This window comes from Nonomuraea sp. NPDC049655 (assembly GCF_044465465.1).
GTDB lineage: Bacteria > Actinomycetota > Actinomycetes > Streptosporangiales > Streptosporangiaceae > Nonomuraea.
The window spans coordinates 299,999-320,636 of record NZ_JBITLS010000011.1 but is presented as its reverse complement, the minus strand read 5'-3'; the positions used below and the strand labels follow the sequence as shown (position 1 = coordinate 320,636).

Annotated in this window: 15 protein-coding genes, 1 other RNA gene and 2 pseudogenes; 5 read left to right on the top strand and 13 right to left on the bottom strand. The window is 72.9% G+C overall.

Translation table 11 applies throughout. The features are described 5' to 3' along the window. Nucleotides 1-55: 55 nt before the first annotated feature. The 9 genes and pseudogenes from ACIBQ6_RS33280 to ACIBQ6_RS33240 form a co-directional block, all read right to left on the bottom strand. Nucleotides 56-585 (bottom strand): annotated as a pseudogene (locus tag ACIBQ6_RS33280) (helix-turn-helix transcriptional regulator); the annotation flags it as partial. 19 nt (nucleotides 586-604) lie between these two features. Next, the gene (locus ACIBQ6_RS33275) at nucleotides 605-1,498 is read right to left on the bottom strand and encodes an NADP-dependent oxidoreductase (RefSeq protein WP_397216809.1); all 894 of its coding nucleotides are present in this window, start codon (nucleotides 1,496-1,498) and stop codon (nucleotides 605-607) included. Between the two features lie 12 nt (nucleotides 1,499-1,510). Continuing rightward, nucleotides 1,511-2,533: pseudogene (locus ACIBQ6_RS33270) on the bottom strand (zinc-binding dehydrogenase); the annotation flags it as partial. Nucleotides 2,534-2,580: 47 nt separating this feature from the next. Further along, nucleotides 2,581-4,017 (bottom strand): Nramp family divalent metal transporter, encoded by a 1,437-nt coding sequence (locus ACIBQ6_RS33265; RefSeq protein ID WP_397216674.1) that lies wholly within the window; start codon nucleotides 4,015-4,017, stop codon nucleotides 2,581-2,583. 61 nt (nucleotides 4,018-4,078) lie between these two features. Further along, a complete protein-coding gene (locus ACIBQ6_RS33260) occupies nucleotides 4,079-4,867 on the bottom strand; it encodes a GNAT family N-acetyltransferase (protein ID WP_397216672.1) in 789 nt (262 codons plus the stop codon). A 75-nt stretch (nucleotides 4,868-4,942) separates the two neighbouring features. Beyond that, the gene (locus ACIBQ6_RS33255; protein ID WP_397216670.1) at nucleotides 4,943-5,359 is read right to left on the bottom strand and encodes an SSI family serine proteinase inhibitor; all 417 of its coding nucleotides are present in this window, start codon (nucleotides 5,357-5,359) and stop codon (nucleotides 4,943-4,945) included. Nucleotides 5,360-5,590: 231 nt separating this feature from the next. Continuing rightward, on the bottom strand, nucleotides 5,591-6,667 hold the full coding sequence (locus ACIBQ6_RS33250) for a M20 family metallopeptidase (protein WP_397216668.1): 1,077 nt from the start codon (nucleotides 6,665-6,667) through the stop codon (nucleotides 5,591-5,593). Continuing rightward, nucleotides 6,664-7,692: a dipeptidase gene (locus ACIBQ6_RS33245; protein WP_397216666.1), complete on the bottom strand. Its 1,029-nt coding sequence runs from the start codon at nucleotides 7,690-7,692 to the stop codon at nucleotides 6,664-6,666. Before ACIBQ6_RS33245 ends, ACIBQ6_RS33250 begins: the two co-directional genes overlap by 4 nt. A 72-nt stretch (nucleotides 7,693-7,764) precedes the next feature. Then, a complete protein-coding gene (locus tag ACIBQ6_RS33240; RefSeq protein ID WP_397216664.1) occupies nucleotides 7,765-9,231 on the bottom strand; it encodes a flavin-containing monooxygenase in 1,467 nt (488 codons plus the stop codon). A 117-nt stretch (nucleotides 9,232-9,348) separates the two neighbouring features. On the opposite strand from ACIBQ6_RS33240, the gene ACIBQ6_RS33235 reads away from it, so the two are divergent. The 4 genes from ACIBQ6_RS33235 (at nucleotide 9,349) to rnpB (ending at nucleotide 12,743) form a co-directional block, all read left to right on the top strand. Beyond that, entirely contained in the window at nucleotides 9,349-10,149 is an 801-nt protein-coding gene (locus ACIBQ6_RS33235) for a Nif3-like dinuclear metal center hexameric protein (protein WP_397216662.1), read from the top strand. Nucleotides 10,150-10,151: 2 nt separating this feature from the next. Then, on the top strand, nucleotides 10,152-10,892 hold the full coding sequence (locus ACIBQ6_RS33230) for a C4-type zinc ribbon domain-containing protein (RefSeq protein WP_364328731.1): 741 nt from the start codon (nucleotides 10,152-10,154) through the stop codon (nucleotides 10,890-10,892). Beyond that, nucleotides 10,889-12,130, top strand: coding sequence for a bifunctional RNase H/acid phosphatase (locus tag ACIBQ6_RS33225; RefSeq protein ID WP_397216659.1), 1,242 nt, complete (start codon nucleotides 10,889-10,891; stop codon nucleotides 12,128-12,130). Before ACIBQ6_RS33230 ends, ACIBQ6_RS33225 begins: the two co-directional genes overlap by 4 nt. 222 nt (nucleotides 12,131-12,352) lie before the next feature. Then, an RNA gene (gene rnpB / locus ACIBQ6_RS33220) (RNase P RNA component class A) lies at nucleotides 12,353-12,743 on the top strand. A 751-nt stretch (nucleotides 12,744-13,494) separates the two neighbouring features. On the opposite strand, the gene ACIBQ6_RS33215 is transcribed toward rnpB, so the two are convergent. From ACIBQ6_RS33215 to ACIBQ6_RS33200, 4 genes are all read right to left on the bottom strand, one after another. Beyond that, entirely contained in the window at nucleotides 13,495-14,511 is a 1,017-nt protein-coding gene (locus tag ACIBQ6_RS33215; RefSeq protein WP_397216657.1) for an NAD-dependent epimerase/dehydratase family protein, read from the bottom strand. 33 nt (nucleotides 14,512-14,544) lie between these two features. Next, the gene (locus ACIBQ6_RS33210; RefSeq protein WP_397216655.1) at nucleotides 14,545-16,731 is read right to left on the bottom strand and encodes a SulP family inorganic anion transporter; all 2,187 of its coding nucleotides are present in this window, start codon (nucleotides 16,729-16,731) and stop codon (nucleotides 14,545-14,547) included. Between the two features lie 80 nt (nucleotides 16,732-16,811). Beyond that, on the bottom strand, nucleotides 16,812-18,224 hold the full coding sequence (locus ACIBQ6_RS33205) for a hypothetical protein (RefSeq protein WP_397216653.1): 1,413 nt from the start codon (nucleotides 18,222-18,224) through the stop codon (nucleotides 16,812-16,814). Nucleotides 18,225-18,423: 199 nt separating this feature from the next. After that, nucleotides 18,424-18,936, bottom strand: coding sequence for a YbhB/YbcL family Raf kinase inhibitor-like protein (locus ACIBQ6_RS33200; RefSeq protein WP_352324255.1), 513 nt, complete (start codon nucleotides 18,934-18,936; stop codon nucleotides 18,424-18,426). A gap of 1,155 nt (nucleotides 18,937-20,091) precedes the next feature. On the opposite strand from ACIBQ6_RS33200, the gene ACIBQ6_RS33195 reads away from it, so the two are divergent. Continuing rightward, a complete protein-coding gene (locus tag ACIBQ6_RS33195; RefSeq protein WP_358284587.1) occupies nucleotides 20,092-20,613 on the top strand; it encodes a PH domain-containing protein in 522 nt (173 codons plus the stop codon). Nucleotides 20,614-20,638 lie beyond the last annotated feature (25 nt).

The window sequence follows — 20,638 nt, the reverse complement described above, 5'->3', positions numbered from 1 at the left end:
TCATGCCGCCGATGTTGCCGCCGCCCGCTGACCGGGCTCCTACCGTCCGCTGACCGCCCGCCGGTGTCCGGGGGAGCAGGCGGTCGACCCGGAAGGTGCGCCAGTCGTCCCGCTCGACGTCGTAGCCCATCAGATACCACCGTCCGCGCCGGTGGACCAGCCGGTACGGCTCCACGTCCCGGACCGTCGACGAGCCGTCGTGCCCGGTGTGGTCGAAGCGCAGGCGCTCGTGGTCGCGGGCGGCGTTCGCGATCGCGGACAGCGCCTCCGGCCGGACGGGCGCCGCGGCCGACCCCGGGAGCTGCCCCGGGATCTGCACGGTCCAGGCGTTGAGCGTGCTCACCCCGCGCCGCAGCCGGGCGGGCAGGACAGCAGCGGCGGCAGCGCCGCCCCCGCGCCGAGCCGGTACCCGTCGGCTGCCCCGGGCGTGGCGTGCACGGGGTAGCCGAGCGTGCGCAAGCGCCCGACGTCGTTGCGGATCGTCCTGGTCGAGACCCGCAGCCGGGTGGCCAGCTCCGGGCCCGTCCGTTCGCGGTGCGCCTGGAGCAGCGAGAGCAGCTTGAGCAGGCGGGCGGAGTCTTCCAGCGTGCGCCCAGTCTGCCCGCTAACGCGGCAAGGAGGCTTCCGCGTCGAGGACCAGCTTGCCGAGGAAGTGGCCGTCCTGGCTGCGCCGGTGGGCGTCGGCCACCCGCTCCAGCGGGAACACCTCCGCGACCGGGACGCGCGGCAGCACGTCCGCCGGGAACGGCCCGCCCTTGCCCGTGGAGAACCGCACGCCGTGCTCGGCCGCGCCCGCCGGGTCGGCGATGGTGATCACCTTGGCCGGATCGCCGGTGAGCCTGACCGACAGCGCGACCTCGCCGCGTCCCGAGGCGTCCAGCACCCGGTCCACGGGGTCGGGGAGGCGCTGCTCCAGCCCGTCCCCGTAGGTGACCGGCACGACGCCGAGGTCGCGCAGGAAGGCGTGGTGGCGTTCGCTCGCGGTGCCGATCACGCGGGCGCCCCGGGCCAGCGCGAGCTGCGCGGCGGCCAGGCCGACGCCGCCCGCGACCGCGTGGACGAGCAGCGTCTCACCCGCGCGCAGGCCCAGCTCCGCCAGCACGCGGTGGGCGGTCTCCAGCGCGACGGGCAGCGCGGCCGCCTCCGCGTACGACAGGTGCTCCGGCTTGGGACGCAGCGCGGCGGCCTCGGCCAGCGCGTACGTGGCCGCCGCCCCGGACGGGACCTGCCCGAACACCCCCTGGCCCACCGCCAGGCCGGTCACCCCGGGGCCGAGTGCGTCGACCGTCCCGGCCAGCTCGATCCCGGTGCCCTGCGGGCCGTCGGGCGGCGTGCCGCGGAAGCCGGTGCGCAATTTCCAGTCCAGGGCGTTCACCCCCGCCGCCCGGACCGCCACGCGTACCTGCCCGGCCCCGGGCCGGGGCAGCGGCACCTCCTCCAGCGCCAGCACCTCGGGGCCGCCGTGCTCGTGGTAGCGCACGGCCTGGGCGGTGACCAGCAGGACCGCCTTGCCGACCAGCTCGCGGGCCTCCAGGGCGGCGTGCGCCTCGTGGGCGCGGTCGAGCGGCACGGCCAGGCCGACGACGGTCGTCAGCTCGCCGGTGGCCGCCATGCGCAGCGCCTGCCCGGCCAGGCGGCGGAACTCCTCGGGGGCGAACTGCACCTGTTCCATGCCGACCAGCCGCACCCCCCGGCGCGCCGCCTCGGCCGGGTCCACCAGCGCGGTCGAACCGCTCGGCACCCCGTACGCGAAGAACACCCCGCCGGGCCCGAGCGACGCGAACGCCTCGGCCCCCACCCGCCCCCCGACCCCGTCGAAGACCACGTCGAACGCCCCCACCGCGCCCCCGCCGGCCATGGTCACGTCAGCTCCCGCGCCCGCTTCCGTCTCGTGGGGGCCGGTGGCGTTCAGGGCGTGGTGGTCGGTGCCCCCATCGGTCTCACGGGTGGCCAGGGCCGGGTAGTCGACCGCCTCGGCCGCGCCCGCCGCCAGCGCCGCCGCCCGCTTGGCCGGGCCGTGCGCGGCGGCCGTCACCCGGGCGCCGGCGGCCCGCGCGAGCCGGACGATCGGCAGGCCCAGCGCCCCGCCGGCCCCCGTGACCAGCACCCGCGCCCCCGGCTTCAGCTCCGCCGCCGCCACCAGGCTGATCGCCGCCGGGCCCACCTGCAGCAACGCCGCCGCCAGCCACGAGCTCACCTCGTCGGGCACCGGCACGAGCGTGTCCACGCCGGTCACGACCCGCTCGGCGTACCCGCCGGACACCAGGGCCGCGACCCGACGCCCCGTCCAGCCGGGATCCACCCCCTCGCCCACCGACACCACCCGCCCGGCCACCCCGGTCCCCGGCACGAACGGCGGCCGGTTCGGGAACCACTCCTGCCCCCACCCGGCGCGCAACTGGGCGTCCAGCGACATCACGTCGGCCACCGAGACGCCGACGACCACCTGCCCCGGCCCCGCGACGGGATCGTCCACCCGCCGCACCTGAAGCACGTCGGGACCACCGAACTTCGTCACCTCGACAACATCCATGCCGCCGAGTGTCCTACCTCAAGTGAACTTGAGGTCAACCCCGGCGCTCAGCCGGTCAGCTTCTGCACCTGCTGGACGACCACCAGGACGGTCAGCGTCCCGAAGAACAGCACCGACCAGACCAGCGCCCCCAGCCGGTACGACCTGACCTTGATCGCCTCCGGCAGCGCCCGCCGGTTCAGCACGATCAGCAGGATCGAGTACACGAACATCATCACCGCCGCGAAGCACGCCGAGAACACCAGCAGGATCAGCGGCTGGTCGAGCCCGAGCAGCAGGATCGCGATGCCGACCAGCGTCATCGCCCAGACGGTGACGAAGTACACCCGGTTCACCGACACGGGACGGTCGCGCAGGTAGACCGTCTTGATCGTGTCCGAGGCCAACCGCGAGGTGTAGTCGACGATGCCCATCGCCGAGGCGAACAGGGCCAGCGCGCCGATCAGCCAGAACAGGATCCCGAACCACGTGCCGACCACGCCCTGCAGCACCTCGCCCTCGACCTTCAGGAAGCCGATGTCGTTCTTGCCCGCCACCTCCGGCCGGCCGAAGACGGTCGAGTAGGCCAGCATCGACATCAGCCCGATCGTCAGGAACGACACCAGCGCGAACGTGGCGCCCTGCTCGGCGTTGGCGAAGCGCCACCACCGGCGCCAGCGCGCCAGGTTGTCGTCGGTCGGCGGGAACTGGAAGCCGGTCGAGGCGGTTGCCTCCTCCTCGCCGGTGACCGGGCTGACCAGGCGCGGGACGTACACGCCCATGCCGAAGCCCTTGTCGCGGATCCAGTTGCTCTGGCACAGGTTCTGGCCGCCGCCCGCGCCGGCGTAGGCGACGGCGCCCATCAGCACGGCGATCCCGAGCTCCCCGGCCGGGAAGCGGGCGCCTACGGTGAGCCCCTTGCCCAGCTCGACCCAGCTGTCGGCGTTGATCGCGAACAGGATGGCGACCACCGCCAGCGTGGCCACCAGAGCGATCTTCACGAAGATCACCCGTTCGAGGACCGTGTAGATCACCGGCGCCAGCGTCAGGCCCAGCGCGATCACGACGAGCATGCCGATCGCGATCCAGCGCACCCCGCCCGCCCCGGCCCCGGTCAGGTACGTCACCATGGTCGCGGACGTGGTCACCCACCCCGGCCACAGGTTCGAGGCCAGCGTCATCACGACGAAGACCAGCCCCCAGTGCCGCCACATCCGGCTGAACCCGGTCAGCGCGGTCTCGCCGGTGGCCAGCGTGTACCGCTCGATCTCCATGTTCAGGAACCACTGGGTGACGATGCCGACCGCCGCGCCCCAGACGAACACCAGCCCCACCTGGGAGGCGATGTAGGGCCAGAGGATGAACTCGCCCGACGCCAGCCCCACCCCCGCCCCGACCAGCCCCGGGCCGATGACGCGCCAGGTCGAGCGGGGAGGGTCGGGCAGGTCGCGGACGGCGACGGACGGCAGGACTCGCGCGGGGACGGTGGGGGTGAAGTCCGTCATGCGGATCTCCTCGGTCGGCTTCCCGTACCGTCACCTTACGCAGATCGCTTACGCCGGTGAACTATCCGGTCAGGGTCACCACGTAGTCCCCCTGGTCGGTGAGCCCGTCCACCCGCCCGCCGGACTCCATCAGGCCGCCCAGCACCTCGCGCATCGCCGTCCGCCAGGCCCTGGCCGCCGCCGGGTCGTGCACGCGCAGCCGTTCGACGTCGTGCGGCGTGCCCACCAGCACGGCGTCCGCGTCGGCCGGCCGCACGACCGGGCCGGAGCCGTCCTCGGCCAGCACCCGGACGCGGCCCTCGGCCGGTTCCACCCGTGGCCCGACCGGGCGCTCGTCCAGCGGCCACACCGCCAGCAGGCGGTCGGAGGAGTCGCCCTCGTTGATCGCGTCGGCCATGACGCCGTAGAAGTCGCGCAGGTACTCCTGCGGGCGGGCGCCCAGCTTGACCAGGTTGAACCGGGCGTTGCGGCGGACGAGCGGATCGAAGGTCCAGGTGACGCGGTCCAGGCCCCGATCCAGGCACCACGCCCGCTGGTGCAGCTTGAGCGCGTAGCCGATGCCCCGGCCGATCGAGGCGCCCGTCACGTGCGAGTGCAGCGCGCCCTCCGCCGCCCGGAAGCCCACCGACGCGCCCACCAGCACGTCGTCCTCGTACGCACCGGCCACGTAGTTGCCGGTGTGCGCGAACCCCGCCATCAACTCGACGCTGATCGGCGCGTTGCCCGGATCGGGCCGCCAGATCTCGTCGAAGAGCCGGAAGACCTGCGCGAACTCGCCCATCTCGTGCAACTCGCGGATCGTCACACCACTCTTGGCCGCCGCCTCGGCGGCCTCCTCCCGGCTCGTCATGCCCCCACTATGCCCGCCGGACGGCGACATGCCCGCCCGCGCTCGGCGGACGGGCATGTCAGGGACTGCCGGGGATCACTTCACCAGCGGCCCGAGCGTGCGTTCCATCAGGCAGTCGTTCTCGAACTTCCTGTCGTAGGACGTCGTGCGGCCGTACCAGTGGCCCCTGACGTGCACGGAGACGGGGGAGTAGTTGCGCGGGCACGCGCCCGGGTCGACGTTGAGGTCCTTGACCACGCCGTCGACCTCGTGCAGCTCGGCGCAGGCCGTGCGCGGGCGCGGGTGGGTGCCGCCGTCGGGGTCGCAGGTGAGCCGCATCGCGTACGCGCCGCCGCCGTTGCTCGGCGTGACGGTGATGTACAGCAGCACGCCCGGCTCGTCGGCGGCGGCGGCGGCACCGGCCGGGCTCGCCCCGAACGGGACGACGAGCGCGGCGGACGCGCACAGGGCTAGGGCGGCCGTCCTGCGAGCGGCGGTCAGCACGGATTTCATGGAACCTCCCTGGTCAACGTGCGCCCCGAGAGCGGCGGCGCACGTCAAATGACTACAGGCAGTCACCATATCGATACCACTGGTGAAGGAGTGACAGAATGCTGTCCCCGCCGCTCACCCCCGCTCCCGCCGACCGGGCCCGGCCGCCCTGGCCGGGGCCGCGACGCCGGGCCCAGGTCGCTCCGGCGCGGCCTCGGTCAGCGCACGGCCTCGATCAAAGTGCGGCCTCGGTCAGCGCGCGGCCTCGGTCAGGACGGCGTCGATCAGGGCGCGGAGGAGGGCTGCGCGGCGCGGCATCTCGGCCACCACCACGTGCTCGTGGTCGGCGTGCGCGCCGCCGCCCACCGCGCCCAGCCCGTCGAGCGTCGGGCAGCCGGCCCCCGCGGTGAAGTTCCCGTCGGAGGCGCCGCCCACCGCGGCGGCGGTCAGCGGGCCCACGTCCAGCCCTGCGGCCAGATCCTGGGCCAGGGCGTACAGCGAGGCCGACATCGCGGCTTCGAGCGGCGGCCGGTTGGGGCCCCCTTCGACCTCCAGCCGCGTGCCGGGCACCACGGGCGCCAGCGCCCGCATCGCCGCGTCCACCCGCAGCTGCTCGGCCACCGTGCTCGCCCGCACGTCGACCCCCACCGTCGCCTCGGCCGGGACGGTGTTGAGCGTCGTCCCGCCGCGCAGCACGGTCGGGGTGACCGTCGTGTCACCGGCTCCGAGGGCGGCGATGGCCAGGATCTGGTGCGCCAGCTCGACGCCCGCGTTCGCGCCCTTCTCCGGCTCCAGCCCGGCGTGGGCCGCCTTGCCGCGCACCCGCAGCGTGTACATCGACGTGCCCTTGCGGGACGTCTTCAGCGCGCCGCCGTCCGCGCTGGCCTCCATGACGAACGCGGCGGCCAGCCCTCGCGCGGTGTCCGTGATCAGCGGCGCGGACGTGATCGAGCCCAGCTCCTCGTCACCGGTGATCAGCAGCGTGACGCCGTCGAGCGAGCCGAGCCCGGCGAGCGCGTGGAAGGTCTGCACCAGCCCGGCCTTCATGTCGAACACGCCCGGCCCGCGCGCCACGCCGTCGACGACCGACCAGGGGTGGGTCGCCAGCGTGCCGATCGGCCAGACGGTGTCGTGGTGGCCGAGCAGCAGCACCCTGGGCGTGCCGAACGACCAGCGCAGATGGGTGACGCCGTCGATCACCAGGAACTCCGGCCGGGCCCCTAGGTAGCGGGCCCCCATCGCGGCCACGACCTCGGCGCTGCGGGCCACGGCCGCGAGGTCACGCGAGAACGACTCGCACAGGACCAGCTCCTCCAGATCCTCGATCATGCCAGCCGCTCTCCGAGGAACCGGTGGACGTTCCCTCCGATGATCTTGGCGACGTCCTTCTCCGGCAGGCCGCGGGCGAGCAGCCCCTCGGTCACCATGGGCAGCCCGACGGGCCCCTCCAGGCCGGGGATCGACGCCTTGGAGTCGAGGTCGTCGGGCTCCAGGTCCTCGCAGCACGGGGGCGTCAGGTCCTCCATGACCTCGCGGATGAAGTCGGGGCCGAGGCCGACGTGGTCGATCCCGGCCACCTGCGCGACGTGCTCGATGTGGTCGAGCAGGCGGTCGAGCGTCATGTCCTCCTTACGCTCGGCCAGGAAGGGGGCGAAGAAGTTCACGCAGACCACGCCGCCCGTGGCGGCGACCGCGCGGAGCTGGTCGTCGGTGAGGTTGCGGTGGTGGTCGCGCAGCGCGCGGGCCGCGGAGTGGGTGGCCATGACCGGCTTGGTCGCCAGCTCCAGCACGTGGGCCACGCCCGACGCGCCGAGGTGCGAGACGTCGAACACCATGCCCAGCCGCTCCATCTCGCCCAGGGCGGCCACGCCGCGGCTGGTCAGGCCGCTGCCGGTGGCGTCCTCGGCGCTGCCGTCGGCCAGCGGCGTGCGCCCGAAGTGCGCGATCGAGGCCACCCGCACGCCCAGCCGGTGGACGGTCGAGATCAGCTCGACGCTCTCGTCGAGCCCCGGCATGCTCTCCAGCGCGAGCACCAGGGCGATCTTGCCCTCCGCCAGCGCCGCGTCGATCGCCGAGCCGTCGAGGCAGAGCCGTACGGCGTCGGGGTTGCCCTCCGCGATCACGTGGGCGCACTCGATCATGCGCAGCGTCTGCCGCAGCGCGCCCTCGGGCCGGTACTGGTCGTCGATGAAGACCGGCAGGATCTGCAGGTCGACCCCGCCCTCGACGAGCTGCGGCAGCCACCGCCGGCGGAAGAAGGAGGCCCACTGCTGGGGCGGCCGGGCGGCGACCGCCATGAGGAGATCATTGTGGGTGTCGGCCACGACGGCACGCCGGTGCAGGGGAAGCGTCATGCGAAGGACGTTACCGCGCGCCCCCGACCTGCTCCAATGCGCCTCAAGTCCGATTTTTTGCCCATATCTTGTTCACCGCACCGAAGACGGGACCTCCTCGACCCTCCGGTACGCCCCGCGCGGCGGCCGGGCGGTGAGCCGCCGGTAGAGCGTCGTCGGGCCGGGCCAGTTGTTGGTGATCCGTCCCTCGGCCGTCTTGTACCAGCTTCGGCACCCCTCGCCCCACACCATGCGGTCCATTGCCGCGTCGAGCTGCCTGGTCCAGGCGGCCATCGCCTCGGGACGCACCTCGATCGGCCCCTGCTCGGCCACCCGCGCCAGGCATGCCATGACGTGCCGCACCTGGCACTCGATCATGTAGATGATCGAGTTGTGCCCCAGGTTCGTGTTCGGGCCGTAGAGCAGGAACATGCTGGGGAAGCCGGGCACCGAGATGCCGAGGTAGGCGTGCGCGCCGTCGCGCCACTGCTCGGCCAGCGACCGTCCGCCGAGCCCGGTGACCTCCATCGGGGCCAGGAACTCGGTGCTGAGGAAGCCGGTGGCGTACACGATCGTGTCGGCCTCGCGCAGCCCCTCGGCGGTCTCCACGCCCTTCGGCCCGATCCGGACGATCGGATCGGTGACGACGTCGACGTCCGGCCTGGTCAGCGCCGGGTAGAAGGCGCTGTCGATGACGACGCGCTTGCAACCGGGCGGATAGCCCGGCGTCAGCTTCGCCCGCAGGACGGGGTCGGGGACCTGGGCGCGCAGGTGGGCCAGGGCGCGCTTCTTCAGCAGGCCGGCGCTCCAGCCCTCGGCCAGGGCCGGGTAGAGCGTGGCCTCGCCGTACCGGTAGATCAACTCCCGGTAGACCCGCTGGAGGCCCGGGACGTAGTGGAAGGCCAGCCGGGCCAGCGGGCCGAAGGTGGCGTCAGGCTTGGGGATCACCCAGTTGGGCGTGCGTTGGAAGACGTCGAGGTGCGCGGCCCGCTCGGCGACGGCCGGGATGAGCTGGGCCGCCGACGAGCCGCTGCCGATCACGGCGACGCGGCGGCCGGTGAGGTCGTGGTCGTGGTTCCAGCGGGCCGAGTGGAAGGAGACGCCCTCGAAGTCGGACATGCCGGGGATCTCGGGCAGGTGGGGGCGGTTGAGCTGGCCCACGCTCATGACGACCACGTCGAACGCCTCGGTGCGCTCGCCGCCGTCGTGGACGCTGGTGACCTGCCAGCGGCGGCCGTCGAAGGCCGCGCGCCGTACTTCCGCGCCGAAGCGGATTTTTCGCCTGACGTCGTATTTATCAGCGCAATGCTCTAGATAGGAGAGGATTTCGGGTTGGGCTGGGTAACGGCGGGTCCAGCTCGCGTACTTCTCGAACGAGTACGAGTACAGGTGCGAGGGGATGTCGCAGCCGGCGCCCGGATAGCTGTTGTCCCGCCACGTGCCGCCGAGGTCGGCGGCCTTCTCGAAGACGGTGAAAGAGCCGATCCCGGCGCGCCGCAGCCGGATCGCCATGCACAGGCCGCCGAAGCCCGCTCCGATGATCGCGACGCTGGGTGCCATGCCGTCCTCCGCGAAGTCAGGATCCACTTACAGTACGCCGAACCGTGTTCCGGCGACACCCTCCGCCGCGCCCCGCGCGACCCTTCCGCGGGCCGGTAGTCTGCGCAGGTGGCTGCTGTGACGCTGACTGAGGTGATCGAGGTGCTCGAGGCGGCCTACCCGCCCGCCCGGGCCGAGTCGTGGGACGCGGTGGGGCTGGTCTGCGGCGACCCCGCCCAGCGGGTGCACAAGGTGCTGTTCGCCGTCGATCCGGTCGCGGTCGTGGGCGAGGAGGCCCTCGACTGGGGCGCCGACCTGATCGTCACCCACCATCCGCTCTACCTGCGCGGCACCACCAGCGTGGCCGCCACCACGCCCAAGGGCCGCCTGATCCACCGCCTGATCAAGCACGAGGTCGCCCTCTACACCGCCCACACCAACGCCGACACCGCCAATCCCGGCGTCTCCGACGCCCTGGCCAGGGCCGTGGGCCTGACCGGCGACCTCGTACCGCTCCAGCCCTTCCCCGACGACCCCTGGCGCGGCCTGGGCCGCATCGGCGAGCTGCCCGAGCCCACGACGCTGGGGGAGTTCGCCGCGCAGGCCGTCAAGGGGCTGCCGCGCACCGCCGGCGGCCTGCGCGTGGCGGGCGACCTGGCCCGGCCGGTCTCGCGCGTCGCGGTCAGCGGCGGCGCGGGCGACTCGCTGCTCGGCGCGGCCAGGTCCGCGGACGTCGACGTGTTCCTCACGGCCGACCTGCGGCACCATCCGGCCGGTGAGTTCGTCGAGTCCGGTGGCCCCGCCCTGATCGACGCCGCCCACTGGGCCACCGAGTGGCCCTGGCTCGACAGCGCGGCGTCCATCCTGCGCTCCAGTGGCGTTACCGTTGAAACGCGCGTCTCCGCCACGGTCACCGATGCTTGGACAAGAGGATATTGATCATGAAAGCAGCCCCTGAGGCCCAGAAGCGACTGCTCGACCTGGCAGAGCTCGACTCCGTGATCGACCGGCTGGCGCACCGCCGGCGCACCCTGCCCGAGCTGGCCGAGATCGACGAGCAGTCCAAGCGCCTGGCCCGGCTCGTCACCCAGGTCATCGAGGCCGAGACCGAGGCCGGCGACCTCGCGCGCGAGCAGACCAAGGCGGAGAACGACGTCGACGCCGTGCGCACCCGCGCCGACCGCGACCAGAAGCGCCTCGACTCCGGCGCCGTGACCTCGCCCCGCGACCTGGCGAGCCTGCAGTCCGAGATCGCCTCGCTGCAGAAGCGCCAGGGCGACCTGGAGGAGGTCGTGCTGGAGATCATGGAGCGCAGGGAGGCGGCCGACAGCAAGGTCACCGACCTGGTCGCCCAGCGCGACGAGGTGGCCGCCACCCGCGCCGCCGCCGAAGACCGCCGTGACGCCGCGCTGACCGAGATCGACAAGGAGGCGGGCGAGGTCCGGGGCCGCCGCGCCGCCGTCGCCGGCGAGATCCCCGCCGATCTGCTCAAGCTCTACGACAAGCTCAAGGAGCAGTACGTCGTGGGCGCCGCCATGCTGCACGGCGGTCGTTGCCAGGGCTGCAAGGTGGCCCTGTCCATCGCCGAGATGAACTCCATCAAGGCCGCCCCCCACGACGAGGTGCTGCGCTGCGAGGAGTGCCGGCGGATCCTGGTCCGCACCCCGGAGTCCGGCCTGTGACGTCCTACGTCATCGAGGCCGACGGCGGCTCGCGCGGCAACCCGGGCCCCGCCGGCTACGGCGCGGTCGTCCGGGACGCCGCCGACGGCCAGGTGCTGGCCGAGGCCGCCGAGGCGATCGGCGTCGCGACCAACAACGTGGCCGAGTACCGGGGGCTGATCGCCGGGCTGACCGCCGTGCTGGGGGTGGGCGGCGAGGGCGCCGAGGTGGCCGTGCGGATGGACTCCAAGCTGGTCATCGAGCAGATGGCCGGCCGCTGGAAGATCAAGAACGAGGGGCTGCGTCCGCTCGCCCTTGAGGCCGGCGCGCTGGCCAGGCGGCTGCGGGTGGTCGAGTGGACCTGGATCCCGCGCGAGCACAACAAACACGCCGACCGGCTGGCCAACGAGGCCATGGACGCCGCCGCCAAGGGCCTGACCTGGAAGGCGGGCGGCACCCACGACACCGGCGCGCCGGGGTCCGTCCCGGCTGCCGCCGTGCCCGCGGCCCGCACACCGGCGCCGGTCGTCGAGCAGACCGACCTCCTCGACGCGGGCGCCATCGCCGAGCTGTCGGCCCCCACGGCCTCCGTGGCCGCCGCCCAGCAGCGCTCCAAGGGCACCGGCTGGGCCCCGCCCACCCGCGTGGCCACCTCGCTGCTGCTGCTCAGGCACGGCGAGACGCCGCTGTCGGTCGAACGCAGGTTCTCCGGCCTCGGCGACGCCGAGCTCACCGCCAATGGGCTGGCCCAGGCGGCGGCGGCGGCCGACCGGTTGTCGCGGGAGCCGTACCGGCCGGACGTCATCGTCTCCTCGCCGCTCAAGCGGGCCAGGCAGACGGCCGAGGCCGTGGCCCAGCGCACCGGGCTCGACGTCGAGATCGACGAAGACCTCAGGGAAGCCGACTTCGGCGCCTGGGAGGGGCACACGTTCACCGAGGTCCAGCGCGAGTGGCCCGCCGAGCTGGCCGCCTGGCTGGCCGGCCCCGACGCCGCGCCGCCCGGTGGCGAGAGCTTCGCCATGGCGGCCCGCCGCGTCCAGGCGGCGGGGGAGCGGCTGGTGGAGCGCTACGAGGGCAAGACCGTCCTCGTCGTCTCCCACGTGACACCGATCAAGATGTTGCTGCGCGACGCCCTCACGGCGCCTCTGGGCGCGCTCTACCGCATGCACCTCGACCTGGCCTGCCTGTCGCTGATCGAGTACTACGCCGACGGCCCCGCCGTGGTGAAGTCCTTCAACGACACCGCCCACCTCCGTTGAGCACGCCCGGCGACACGACCCGTTCGCGTTGAGCGCAGCGGTGGCGAAGCCGTGCTTCGAGCAGCCTGCGGGCGTTGAGCGCGGCCGCGCCGGGAGCCGCCAGAACATCCCGGCGCGGCCGCTGCTGCCTCCGCCCCCCTCAGGCGGTGACATGCCCATCCCACCCAATCGATCTTGCGACTCGGTTGGGAACGGCTTGAGGTTTGATAACCTCCCTGAAGACGAGTCGGCCGGGCGGCCGCGTCGGGCCTTCGGGCCCGCCGAGGAAGGTCCGGGCTCCACAGGGCAGGGTGGTCGGTAACGCCGACCCGGGGTGACCCGCGGGACAGTGCCACAGAAAGCAGACCGCCTCCCGCTTCGGTGGGAGGTGAGGGTGAAAGGGTGGTGTAAGAGACCACCAGCGCCCACGGTGACGTGGGCGGCTAGGTAAACCCCACCCGGAGCAAGGTCAAGAAGGGACGCTCTCCGGAGCGTTCCGCGCGCGACGTTCGAGGGCTGCCCGCCCGAGCCGCGCGGGTAGACCGCTTGAGGCCGCCGGCAACGGCGGCCCTAGATGGATGGTCGCCCCTTCGTTCGCGAAGGACAGAACCCGGCCTACAGGCCGGCTCGTCTCTCACCTCCCAGTTCCTGGGCCTCGCGGCCGTGCACGATCAGGGCGTACAGCACCAGTACGTCCACCGCGATGACCGCGAGCGACCACCACGGGTTGACCGCGATCCAGGTCAGCTGCGTCATCGCGTTGATCATGACGAGAACCACCGCCACGACGCGGGCCCAGGTCTGCCCCACGCTCACCGCGATACCGGTCAGGAGCAGGACGATCCCGAACAACAGGTGGATCCAGCCCCAAGTGCCGACGTTGAAGAAAAGCAGGCGGGATGGTGTGCGGACGAACAGCCCGCTGTTGATCACCGCGTAGAGACCGGTGATGATGTTGAACACGCCGGCCATGATCATGAGCATGCCGGCGAACCATACCCAGCCAACCCAGCCCGTGACGGGCCTGCTCTGGTACGTCATCGTCGAACCCTCCCCCGTGAGTTCACGTACACCGTGCAGTCACCTGCCCGTCGAGCTGAGCTGTATGCGTCTTCCCAGCTCACAAGGTTTCGACGACGCGTCAGGCGCCCGGCGGCGAGGGGCGGAAACCCAGCCGCCTCCGGGGATGCCTGACAGCCGCGGCACCCTGACGACGCCTCAGCCGAACCCTGACGGCCCGCCTCCGCGGGAGCCCAACGGCGGCTGCGCCGAGGCCCGACGGCATCTGCGCCGAGGCCCGACGGCGTCTCCACCGAGGCCCGGACGGCGCTACTCCGCCCGGGGCTCGACGGCGCTTCCGCTGGGTCCTGGCGGCGCTTTCGGGGTCAGGCGGAGCGGGCGTCCCAGGCGGCGAGGATGGCGGCCTCCTTCTCCGGGGCCATCCCGTGCACCATCCTGCGCCCGTAGGAACGCTCCTCCTCCGGGATCTCCCGCAGCCACGCCCACGTGTCACGCACGGTCTCCGCGACCGGACGCGCCCGCAGCCCCGCCGCCTCGGCCTTGCCCGTCGGCACGCTCCAGAAGTTGGCGTTCTCCTCCGACGGCGGCCCGCCCCACAGCGGCAGCTCCACGAACGCCCCGGCCCCCTGCGCGACCAGGAACTCCGCGTCCATCCACACGAACTCCGCGTCGGACCCGGTGACCTGCTTGCACAGCTCCAGCCACTCGCCGTAGGTGGTGTTGCCCGCCGGGCCGGTCACCGCGAAGCGGCCGGCGACGCCCTGCTCGGCCTGGTCAAGGGTGAAGATGGCGACGTCGCGGGCGTCGATGAGCTGCATCGGCTCGGCGGGATCGCCGGGCGCCAGCACCCGGCCGCCCCGCGAGATGCGGGTCAGCCACCAGGGCAGCCGGGCCACGTTCTCGTACGGGCCGAGGATCAGCCCAGGCTGGATGATCAGCGCGTTGCCGTCGAAACCCTGCTCGACCGCCCGCTCGCACCCGGCCTTCAGCACACCGTAGTCGCCGTCGTCGGGACCGGCGTCGGGCTCGCACGGCCATCCGCCGGTGTCCTCGGTCGCGGCCTTGGCGGGGAACCCGTCGAGGGCCGAGACGCTGGAGATGAACGCGTACGTCGCCGCCCGGCCCGACAGCGCCCGCACCGACTCGCCCACCACCCGCGGCACATACCCGGACGTGTCCACCACGAAGTCCCACGACCGGCCGTCGGCCAGCCGCTCCAGGTCGGCGACGGACTCACGGTCGCCGCGCACGGCCTCGACGCCCGGCACGTCGCCGCCGCTCTGCCCTCTGTTGAACGTCGTGACCTCATGGCCGCGCGCCAACGCCTCTTCCGCGATGGCGCGCCCCAGGAACCCCGTGCCGCCGATGAGCAAAATCTTCATGAACCCATCTTCGGCGCCCGGCGGGGCGCGGGCTCACAACTTCACGGAGAGCGAAGACCGCAGCGGCGGCACCAGGTGCACCCGCGCCGACCCGATGTCGAAGTACAGACCTACCAGCTCCAGCTTGCCCGCCCTGACCTGCTCGTCCACCTTCCGGTAGGTGCGCAGGTTCTCCAGCTGCTGCTGGACGTTCACCCGGCACAACACGTCGAGGGCCCCCTTGTGCAGCCGGTCGCCCTCGGTCTCGATGAACCTGGCCAGGCTGTGGTTCCCGTGCCGCAGCCACCGCCGCAGCCCCGGCAGGCTGCCGGCCTGCACCCCGGCGCTGAGCACCCCGGCCATGGCCCCGCATCCCGAGTGCCCGCACACGGTGATCGTGCGCACGCCGAGCACCTGCGTGGCGTACTCGATCGCGGCCACCACCGAGTCGTCGTGCGGCTCGGAGCCGCGGCGCGGCACCAGGTTGCCGATGTTGCGCACGGTGAACAGGTCGCCGGGACCGCTCGCCGTGATCAGGCTGGGCACGATCCTGGAGTCGGCGCACGTGATGAACAGGTGGGTCGGCTGCCGCTTGTGCGCGAGCTCGGTGAAGATCGGCCGGACCAGCGGCGCCGTGGTGCGGTGGAAGTCGCGCGCCCCCTCGGTGCAGGTCGCCGGGCCGTCGTCGGGGATGACGCGGCGTTGCGGGCGGGTCCGCCGCTGCGCCCACGGCACCCATCGCCGGTCCGGTGACCTGCCGGGGTACGCGCGGGCCCCGCCGGCCGCCAGTGTGTACCACTCGTCGTGCGGCTCGTCGAGGTCGACCGTGCCGCCCGCCTGCTCGTGGTCCAGCCGCCAGGAGTGGATGGCCTCGAAGGCCGCGTTGTCCATGAAGTCGATGGTGAGGTCGAGGTCGACCGGCGTGCCCGCGGGGATCGACCGCAGCTCGTGCGTCAGCCTGGGCACGCCGAGGAACGTCAGCGAGCCGTTGATCGTCACGTGCAGCCGGCCGTCCGGCTCCTCGCGCCTGCGCACGTTCACCCAGGTCAGCCGGCGCAGCGCCAGCAGCGCGGCCAGCGCCGCCCCCGCCAGCACCCCCTCGGCCAGGCCCAGCACGATCACGGTCGCCGCCGTCACCATGTAGACCGGCACCTCGCCGTGGCCGCGGCCCCTCCTGACGCGCGCCAGCCCCACCATCCGCACGCCGGTGAACACCAGCAGCGCCGCCAGCGCCTCCAGCGGGATCAGCCGCACCGACCAGCCGAGACCCACCGCGAAGCCCAGCACCCACACCCCGTGCAGGATCGCCGCCGACCGGGTGCGCCCGCCCGCCCGCACGTTCGCCTCCGTACGGACGACGCCGCCGGCGATCGGCAGCCCGCCCAGCGCCCCCGACACCATGTTGGCCACGCCCTGGCCGGTCAGCTCCTGGTCGAGGTCGGCCCGGCGGCCGGGGTGCGTCCCGTCGGCGGCGGACGCGCACAGCAGCGACTCGACGCTGCCCAGCAGCGCGACGAGCAGCACCGCGCCCACGATCGTGTGCCAGTCGGCGGACGGCAGCACGGGGAATCCCCACCCGGAGAAGCTGCCCGCCAGGTCGACGTGAGTGACGTCCCAGCCGGCCAGCCAGGCGACGCCCGCCGTGGCCGGCAGCGCGACCAGCGGCGCGGGCACCACTCTGACGCGGGCCGGCAGCCGCGTCCACGACGCCAGCACCATGATCGTGAACAGGCCCAGCGCGACCTTGTGCCCGTGCAGGCCGGCGATCTGGCCGGGCAGCTCGGCGAGGTTGGCCAGGGCCGACAGCTGGGGCTGTCCGCTGAGCACCACGTGGAGCTGGGAGAGCGCGAGGATCACGCCGACCGCGGCCAGCAGGCCGCGCAGAACCGCGGGGGAGACGGCCGGGACGACCCGGGCGGCCTTGACCACGCCGAGCACGAGCTGGACGACCCCCGCCAGCAGCGTGATCATGCACGTGGCCCGCCAGCCGTGCGTCCGCACCAGCTCCACGACCACCACGGACACCCCTGCCGCGGGCCCGCTCACCTGGACGGCCGACCCGCCCAGCGACCCGGCCACGACCCCGCCCACGACGGCGGCGATGAGCCCGGCCGCCGGCGGGGCGCCCGAGGCCGCCGCGATGCCCAGGGAGAACGGGACTGCGACGAGGAAGACCACGAGCGAAGCGGGTAGATCATGCCGTAGCGTACGCAACCAGCTACTGAGGGTATCGCCGATCATGTCGGAAACCCTAGTGGTGCGCCACCCCCGCTTTAGGGGGTCGTCGCGGGGGTTTTACTCATTCGGTAAGGGGCCGGAGATCACCGGTAGTAGTCGTTGTAGTCCTGCTCGGGGGCCCGGCGACGGCCGCCGCCGTTGTCGGCCTGGCCGGGAGCGGCAGCACCCTGCGACTGCCCGCCGTACGTCGGCCAGTTCGCCGTGCCGGACGGCGGCTCGGGCCAGGCGGGGCCGGACCCGGCGGTGAAGTCGCCGGTCTCGTACGCGATGGAGGACGGCGCGGGCGGCACCGGCGGAGCCGACAGGACGTCGTCGTAGGCCGAGACCGCGCGGGCGGGGACGGTCGGCGTGCCGGTGGCCGGAGAGGGGCCCGTGATGGGCGAGCCGGAGTCGTCGGCCACGGCCCAGCCGGCGCGCACCTCGTACGAGGCCGGGAACGCGGCGGCCGGCGAGGCGGTGGCGGCGGGCTGCTCCACGAAGGCGGGCCAGGAGCTCGCCGGGCCGCCGTAGGAGGCCGGGGAGGGGTCGTCGAGGATGTCGGGCGAGGCGGCGGGCCAGGAGCCTGAGGTGGCCGCGGCGGGCACGCCCGTCCAGGTGGTCTCAAGAGCGTCGGCCGCGTTGTTGGCGGCGTTGTTGGCGGCGTTGTTGTACGCGGGGAACGGGTCGCTGGTCGGCGCGCCGTGGATCGGCGCGACGGGCGCGACCGGGAAGGACCCGCTGGAGGTGACGCCCGCGTAGGACCCGCCGCCGGCGGCCGGGTTGGCGGGGAACGAGCCGCCCGCTGCCGGGACGGCCGGGTGGGCGCCGCTCGCGGGCAGGGGCTCGGGGCGGGAGGCCGGCACGACCGGCTGGGCGCCGCCGAGGAGGCTGAGCACGTCGGGCGTGGGCGCCGCGAACGTCACCGTGCGCTGGTCGGCCATGTCGGAGGCGGAGGGGGTGGGCCGCTTGGCGGGCTCCACCAGGTCGGCGAGGTTGGCCGCGGCGGCGGCGGCGGGCTGGCGCTGGGGCAGCGGGGCCTGGACGGTCGCGGCGTTGGGGTCGGCCGCGGCGGCCACGGGCTTGGGCTTCGCGGGACGCTCACGGCGCTCGGCGGGCTGCTCACGCTCGACCGGACGGGAGGCGCCCTTCCGGGCCGCCACGGTGCCGCCGGCGCCGAAACCGCCCTCCTCGGCGTCGCTGCGGATGTTCGCCCAGAACTCCTCGTCCTCGTGGTCGGTGGTGGGGTTGCCCCACTCGTCGACGCCACGCCTGCCACGCTGGCCGGTGCGCACCGGCTTCGGCTTCACCTCGTCGATCGGGGAGAAGTCAGGGCTGAAATTGGCCATGCGCGGTTCGTGCGCGGCGAACTCGTCGGTGGACCGGGCGTGCGTCATCTCCTCCTTCTCGGCCATCTCCTTCAGCCGTTCCGGAGGGAGAGAGCTCTCCCGGCGGTTCATGGAACGCATGCCCAGTGCCACGACGACGAGCACGAGGAGCACGACAGCGACCAAGCTCACGACGACCGCGATCATTGCACCACCCTCAAAGCCATGGCCTCCCTGTGGCATCGGTGAGATCGCGCGGCCATCGACGCGATCTGCCCCCTTTGATCACCAATGCCTAACAATTGGATCTGATTCTGTCGGACCACTATGAGAGTTGTCACACCCTACGCAAAGAATTGGTTCATCCGGTCTACCTGCGGTGATCGACCTGTCACTGGATGTTCACCGCCGTCAGCCGGCCCCGGGCGATCGTGTGGTCGGCGATCTCCTTCAAGATCTCGGGGAGGCCGCCCTCCTTCGCCTCGACCTTGTCGTTCAGCGTGTAGACGGTGAACCGGTAGCTGCCCGGAGTGTTGCAGGGCGGTTCGTAGCCCGCCTTCCCACTGGTCACCGTGGCCTGGCCGGAGCCCTCGGGAGGACTCTCGGCGGCGCCCGGCCCCAGCTCGGTCGTGGTCGCCGGGATGTTGTAGAGCACCCAGTGAACGGCCGATTCGGAGGGAGTATGGGAATCGACCACGATCGCGATCGACTTCGCCTTCGGCAAGGGTTCGCTGGACCAGCGCAGCGGCGGGCTGCCCTGGCGGCCTCGGCAGGAGAACTCGCTCGGCAGCGGCATGCCGTCGCGCAACTCGGGGCTCGAGACGTTGATCTCCGCGATCTCCTTGGCCTGGGATCTTCCGATGCCCAGGGCGGCGCAACCTGACAGGGTGAGCGCGAAAGCCACCACTGTCACACTGACAGCGGCCCGCCTCACACGTGATGCCGTGTTACACAGCCCCATGCCGGATGATGCTACGCGGCTCTCGGCGGTGCGCAGACCGTTTCCCGATGGTCGGTCGTCGGTAAAGGAGCCGAAACCGGCCAGAATGCGGGGATCCTGGGGGTGAAGTTGGCCACAGGGACGCCGTCGGCGGAGGCCCGGGGGTGACGATCCGATGACCTTCCTGGCCTGCCTGTTCCCTGGGGCGGGCGGCGCGGTCGCGGCGCGCGAGCTCACAGGACAAAACGGGCATGGTTTCGGACGGCGCCCGGCACGCAAAATTCAGATGCGCCGGACGAGGCAGATGTGCTTTGCACGGGGGTGCGGTTGCCCAGGTGGCTGCGCCCTGCGAAGGGCGGCGGCTGCCTATGGCGTGCGAGCCGGGGGTGGCTGCCGCGTCGCTCTGGCTTGTGGGCGGGCGGTGGCTGCCGCGTCGCTGCGGCTTGCGGGGCGGACGGCGGCTGCCACGCTTCGTGAGGGCGTTTCGCGCGTGGTGCGGTAACGCGCCGCCGGGCCTGGATGGCACGAACGTGGCGCCGCCGACGTGGCCCAGCTCGACAGCCTGCGGCCGGCCGCCACCGAGCATGCACCCGCCGCCCCCGGCCGGCCGTCCGACACGCCGCGCCGCCCGTCCGATCTTTACCTGCCGCCGGGCGATGCACGCGGGGGCCTGCGCGATGCCGCCGTGGCAGGCACTGGCGGTCCTCGGTGCCGGGCCGGACTCCCTTCGGCTCTTGGTCTATGACCCTCCGAGCAGCCTGAGCGTCGTCTATGCCCTCGTAATTCTCAGCGGGTGCGGGCCGTGCGCTCCCAAGGCCCGAGCAGAGGAAGCCCCTCCGCCCCTGGGCCCTCGGCCCCTCGCCCCTCCGCCCCGGTCCCTCGGCCCCTCGGGTCCGGGACTTGCGGGCCCCTTGGCTTCTGCTCGCCGGCTCGGGCCTGCCGACCGGCACCGTCTTTCGCCCGTTCACCGGCTCTGGACTCCGGATCCCCCGAGGGCCGGCTGGCCCTGGCTGTGGGGATGCCTTTCGTGGGTGGCCTGGCAGCCGTGCCGGAGGATGGGAGAGATCTTGGGGTCGGGGTCAGATCGTCTTTCGGGGCGTGCGCCCTAAGCTGGTTCTTGTGACGTCAAAAGGCCCACTGCGTGACCCCGCGCACCGCGTCTCGCCCAAGGCCCGCCGCCTGTGGTTGCTGCAGGCGGCGATCGGATTCGTGCTCTTCGTGGGCGGTTCGGCCGTGGTGGCCGGGTGGGTGGGCGGCAGCGGCTGGTCGTGGGTGCCGTCCTGGTTCGCCGCGCGTTCCTGGTTGTTGCCGCTGGTGGTCGGGGTCGTGCTGACGCCGTTCCTGGCGGCGGAGCCGTTCATCAGGTACGCCGTCCACCGCTGGGAGTTGTCGGGCGACGTCGTCTACGCCAGGTCGGGGTTCCTGACCAGGGAGTGGGTGTTCGTGCCGGTGAGCCGCATCCAGACGGTCGACAAGGGCCAGGGGTGGATGGAACGGCTGCTCGGCCTGGCCACGCTGGAGATCCGCACCGCCTCGCACGCGGGCTCGTCCACGATCAAGGGCCTCGACTTCGAGGTGGCGGCCGGGCTCGCCGAACGGCTCGCCCACCGCGCCGAAGAGCTCAGGGACGACGCCACGTGACCCAACCGCCACCACCACCGCCCGC

Excerpts from the sequence above, each read along its gene's own strand:
- ACIBQ6_RS33265 (WP_397216674.1), bottom strand. The coding sequence starts at position 4,017 with ATGACGGACTTCACCCCCACCGTCCCCGCGCGAGTCCTGCCGTCCGTC.
- ACIBQ6_RS33260 (WP_397216672.1), bottom strand. The coding sequence starts at position 4,867 with ATGACGAGCCGGGAGGAGGCCGCCGAGGCGGCGGCCAAGAGTGGTGTG.
- ACIBQ6_RS33255 (WP_397216670.1), bottom strand. The coding sequence starts at position 5,359 with ATGAAATCCGTGCTGACCGCCGCTCGCAGGACGGCCGCCCTAGCCCTG.
- ACIBQ6_RS33250 (WP_397216668.1), bottom strand. The coding sequence starts at position 6,667 with ATGATCGAGGATCTGGAGGAGCTGGTCCTGTGCGAGTCGTTCTCGCGT.
- ACIBQ6_RS33245 (WP_397216666.1), bottom strand. The coding sequence starts at position 7,692 with ATGACGCTTCCCCTGCACCGGCGTGCCGTCGTGGCCGACACCCACAAT.
- ACIBQ6_RS33240 (WP_397216664.1), bottom strand. The coding sequence starts at position 9,231 with ATGGCACCCAGCGTCGCGATCATCGGAGCGGGCTTCGGCGGCCTGTGC.
- ACIBQ6_RS33230 (WP_364328731.1), top strand. The coding sequence starts at position 10,152 with ATGAAAGCAGCCCCTGAGGCCCAGAAGCGACTGCTCGACCTGGCAGAG.
- ACIBQ6_RS33215 (WP_397216657.1), bottom strand. The coding sequence starts at position 14,511 with ATGAAGATTTTGCTCATCGGCGGCACGGGGTTCCTGGGGCGCGCCATC.
- ACIBQ6_RS33210 (WP_397216655.1), bottom strand. The coding sequence starts at position 16,731 with ATGATCGGCGATACCCTCAGTAGCTGGTTGCGTACGCTACGGCATGAT.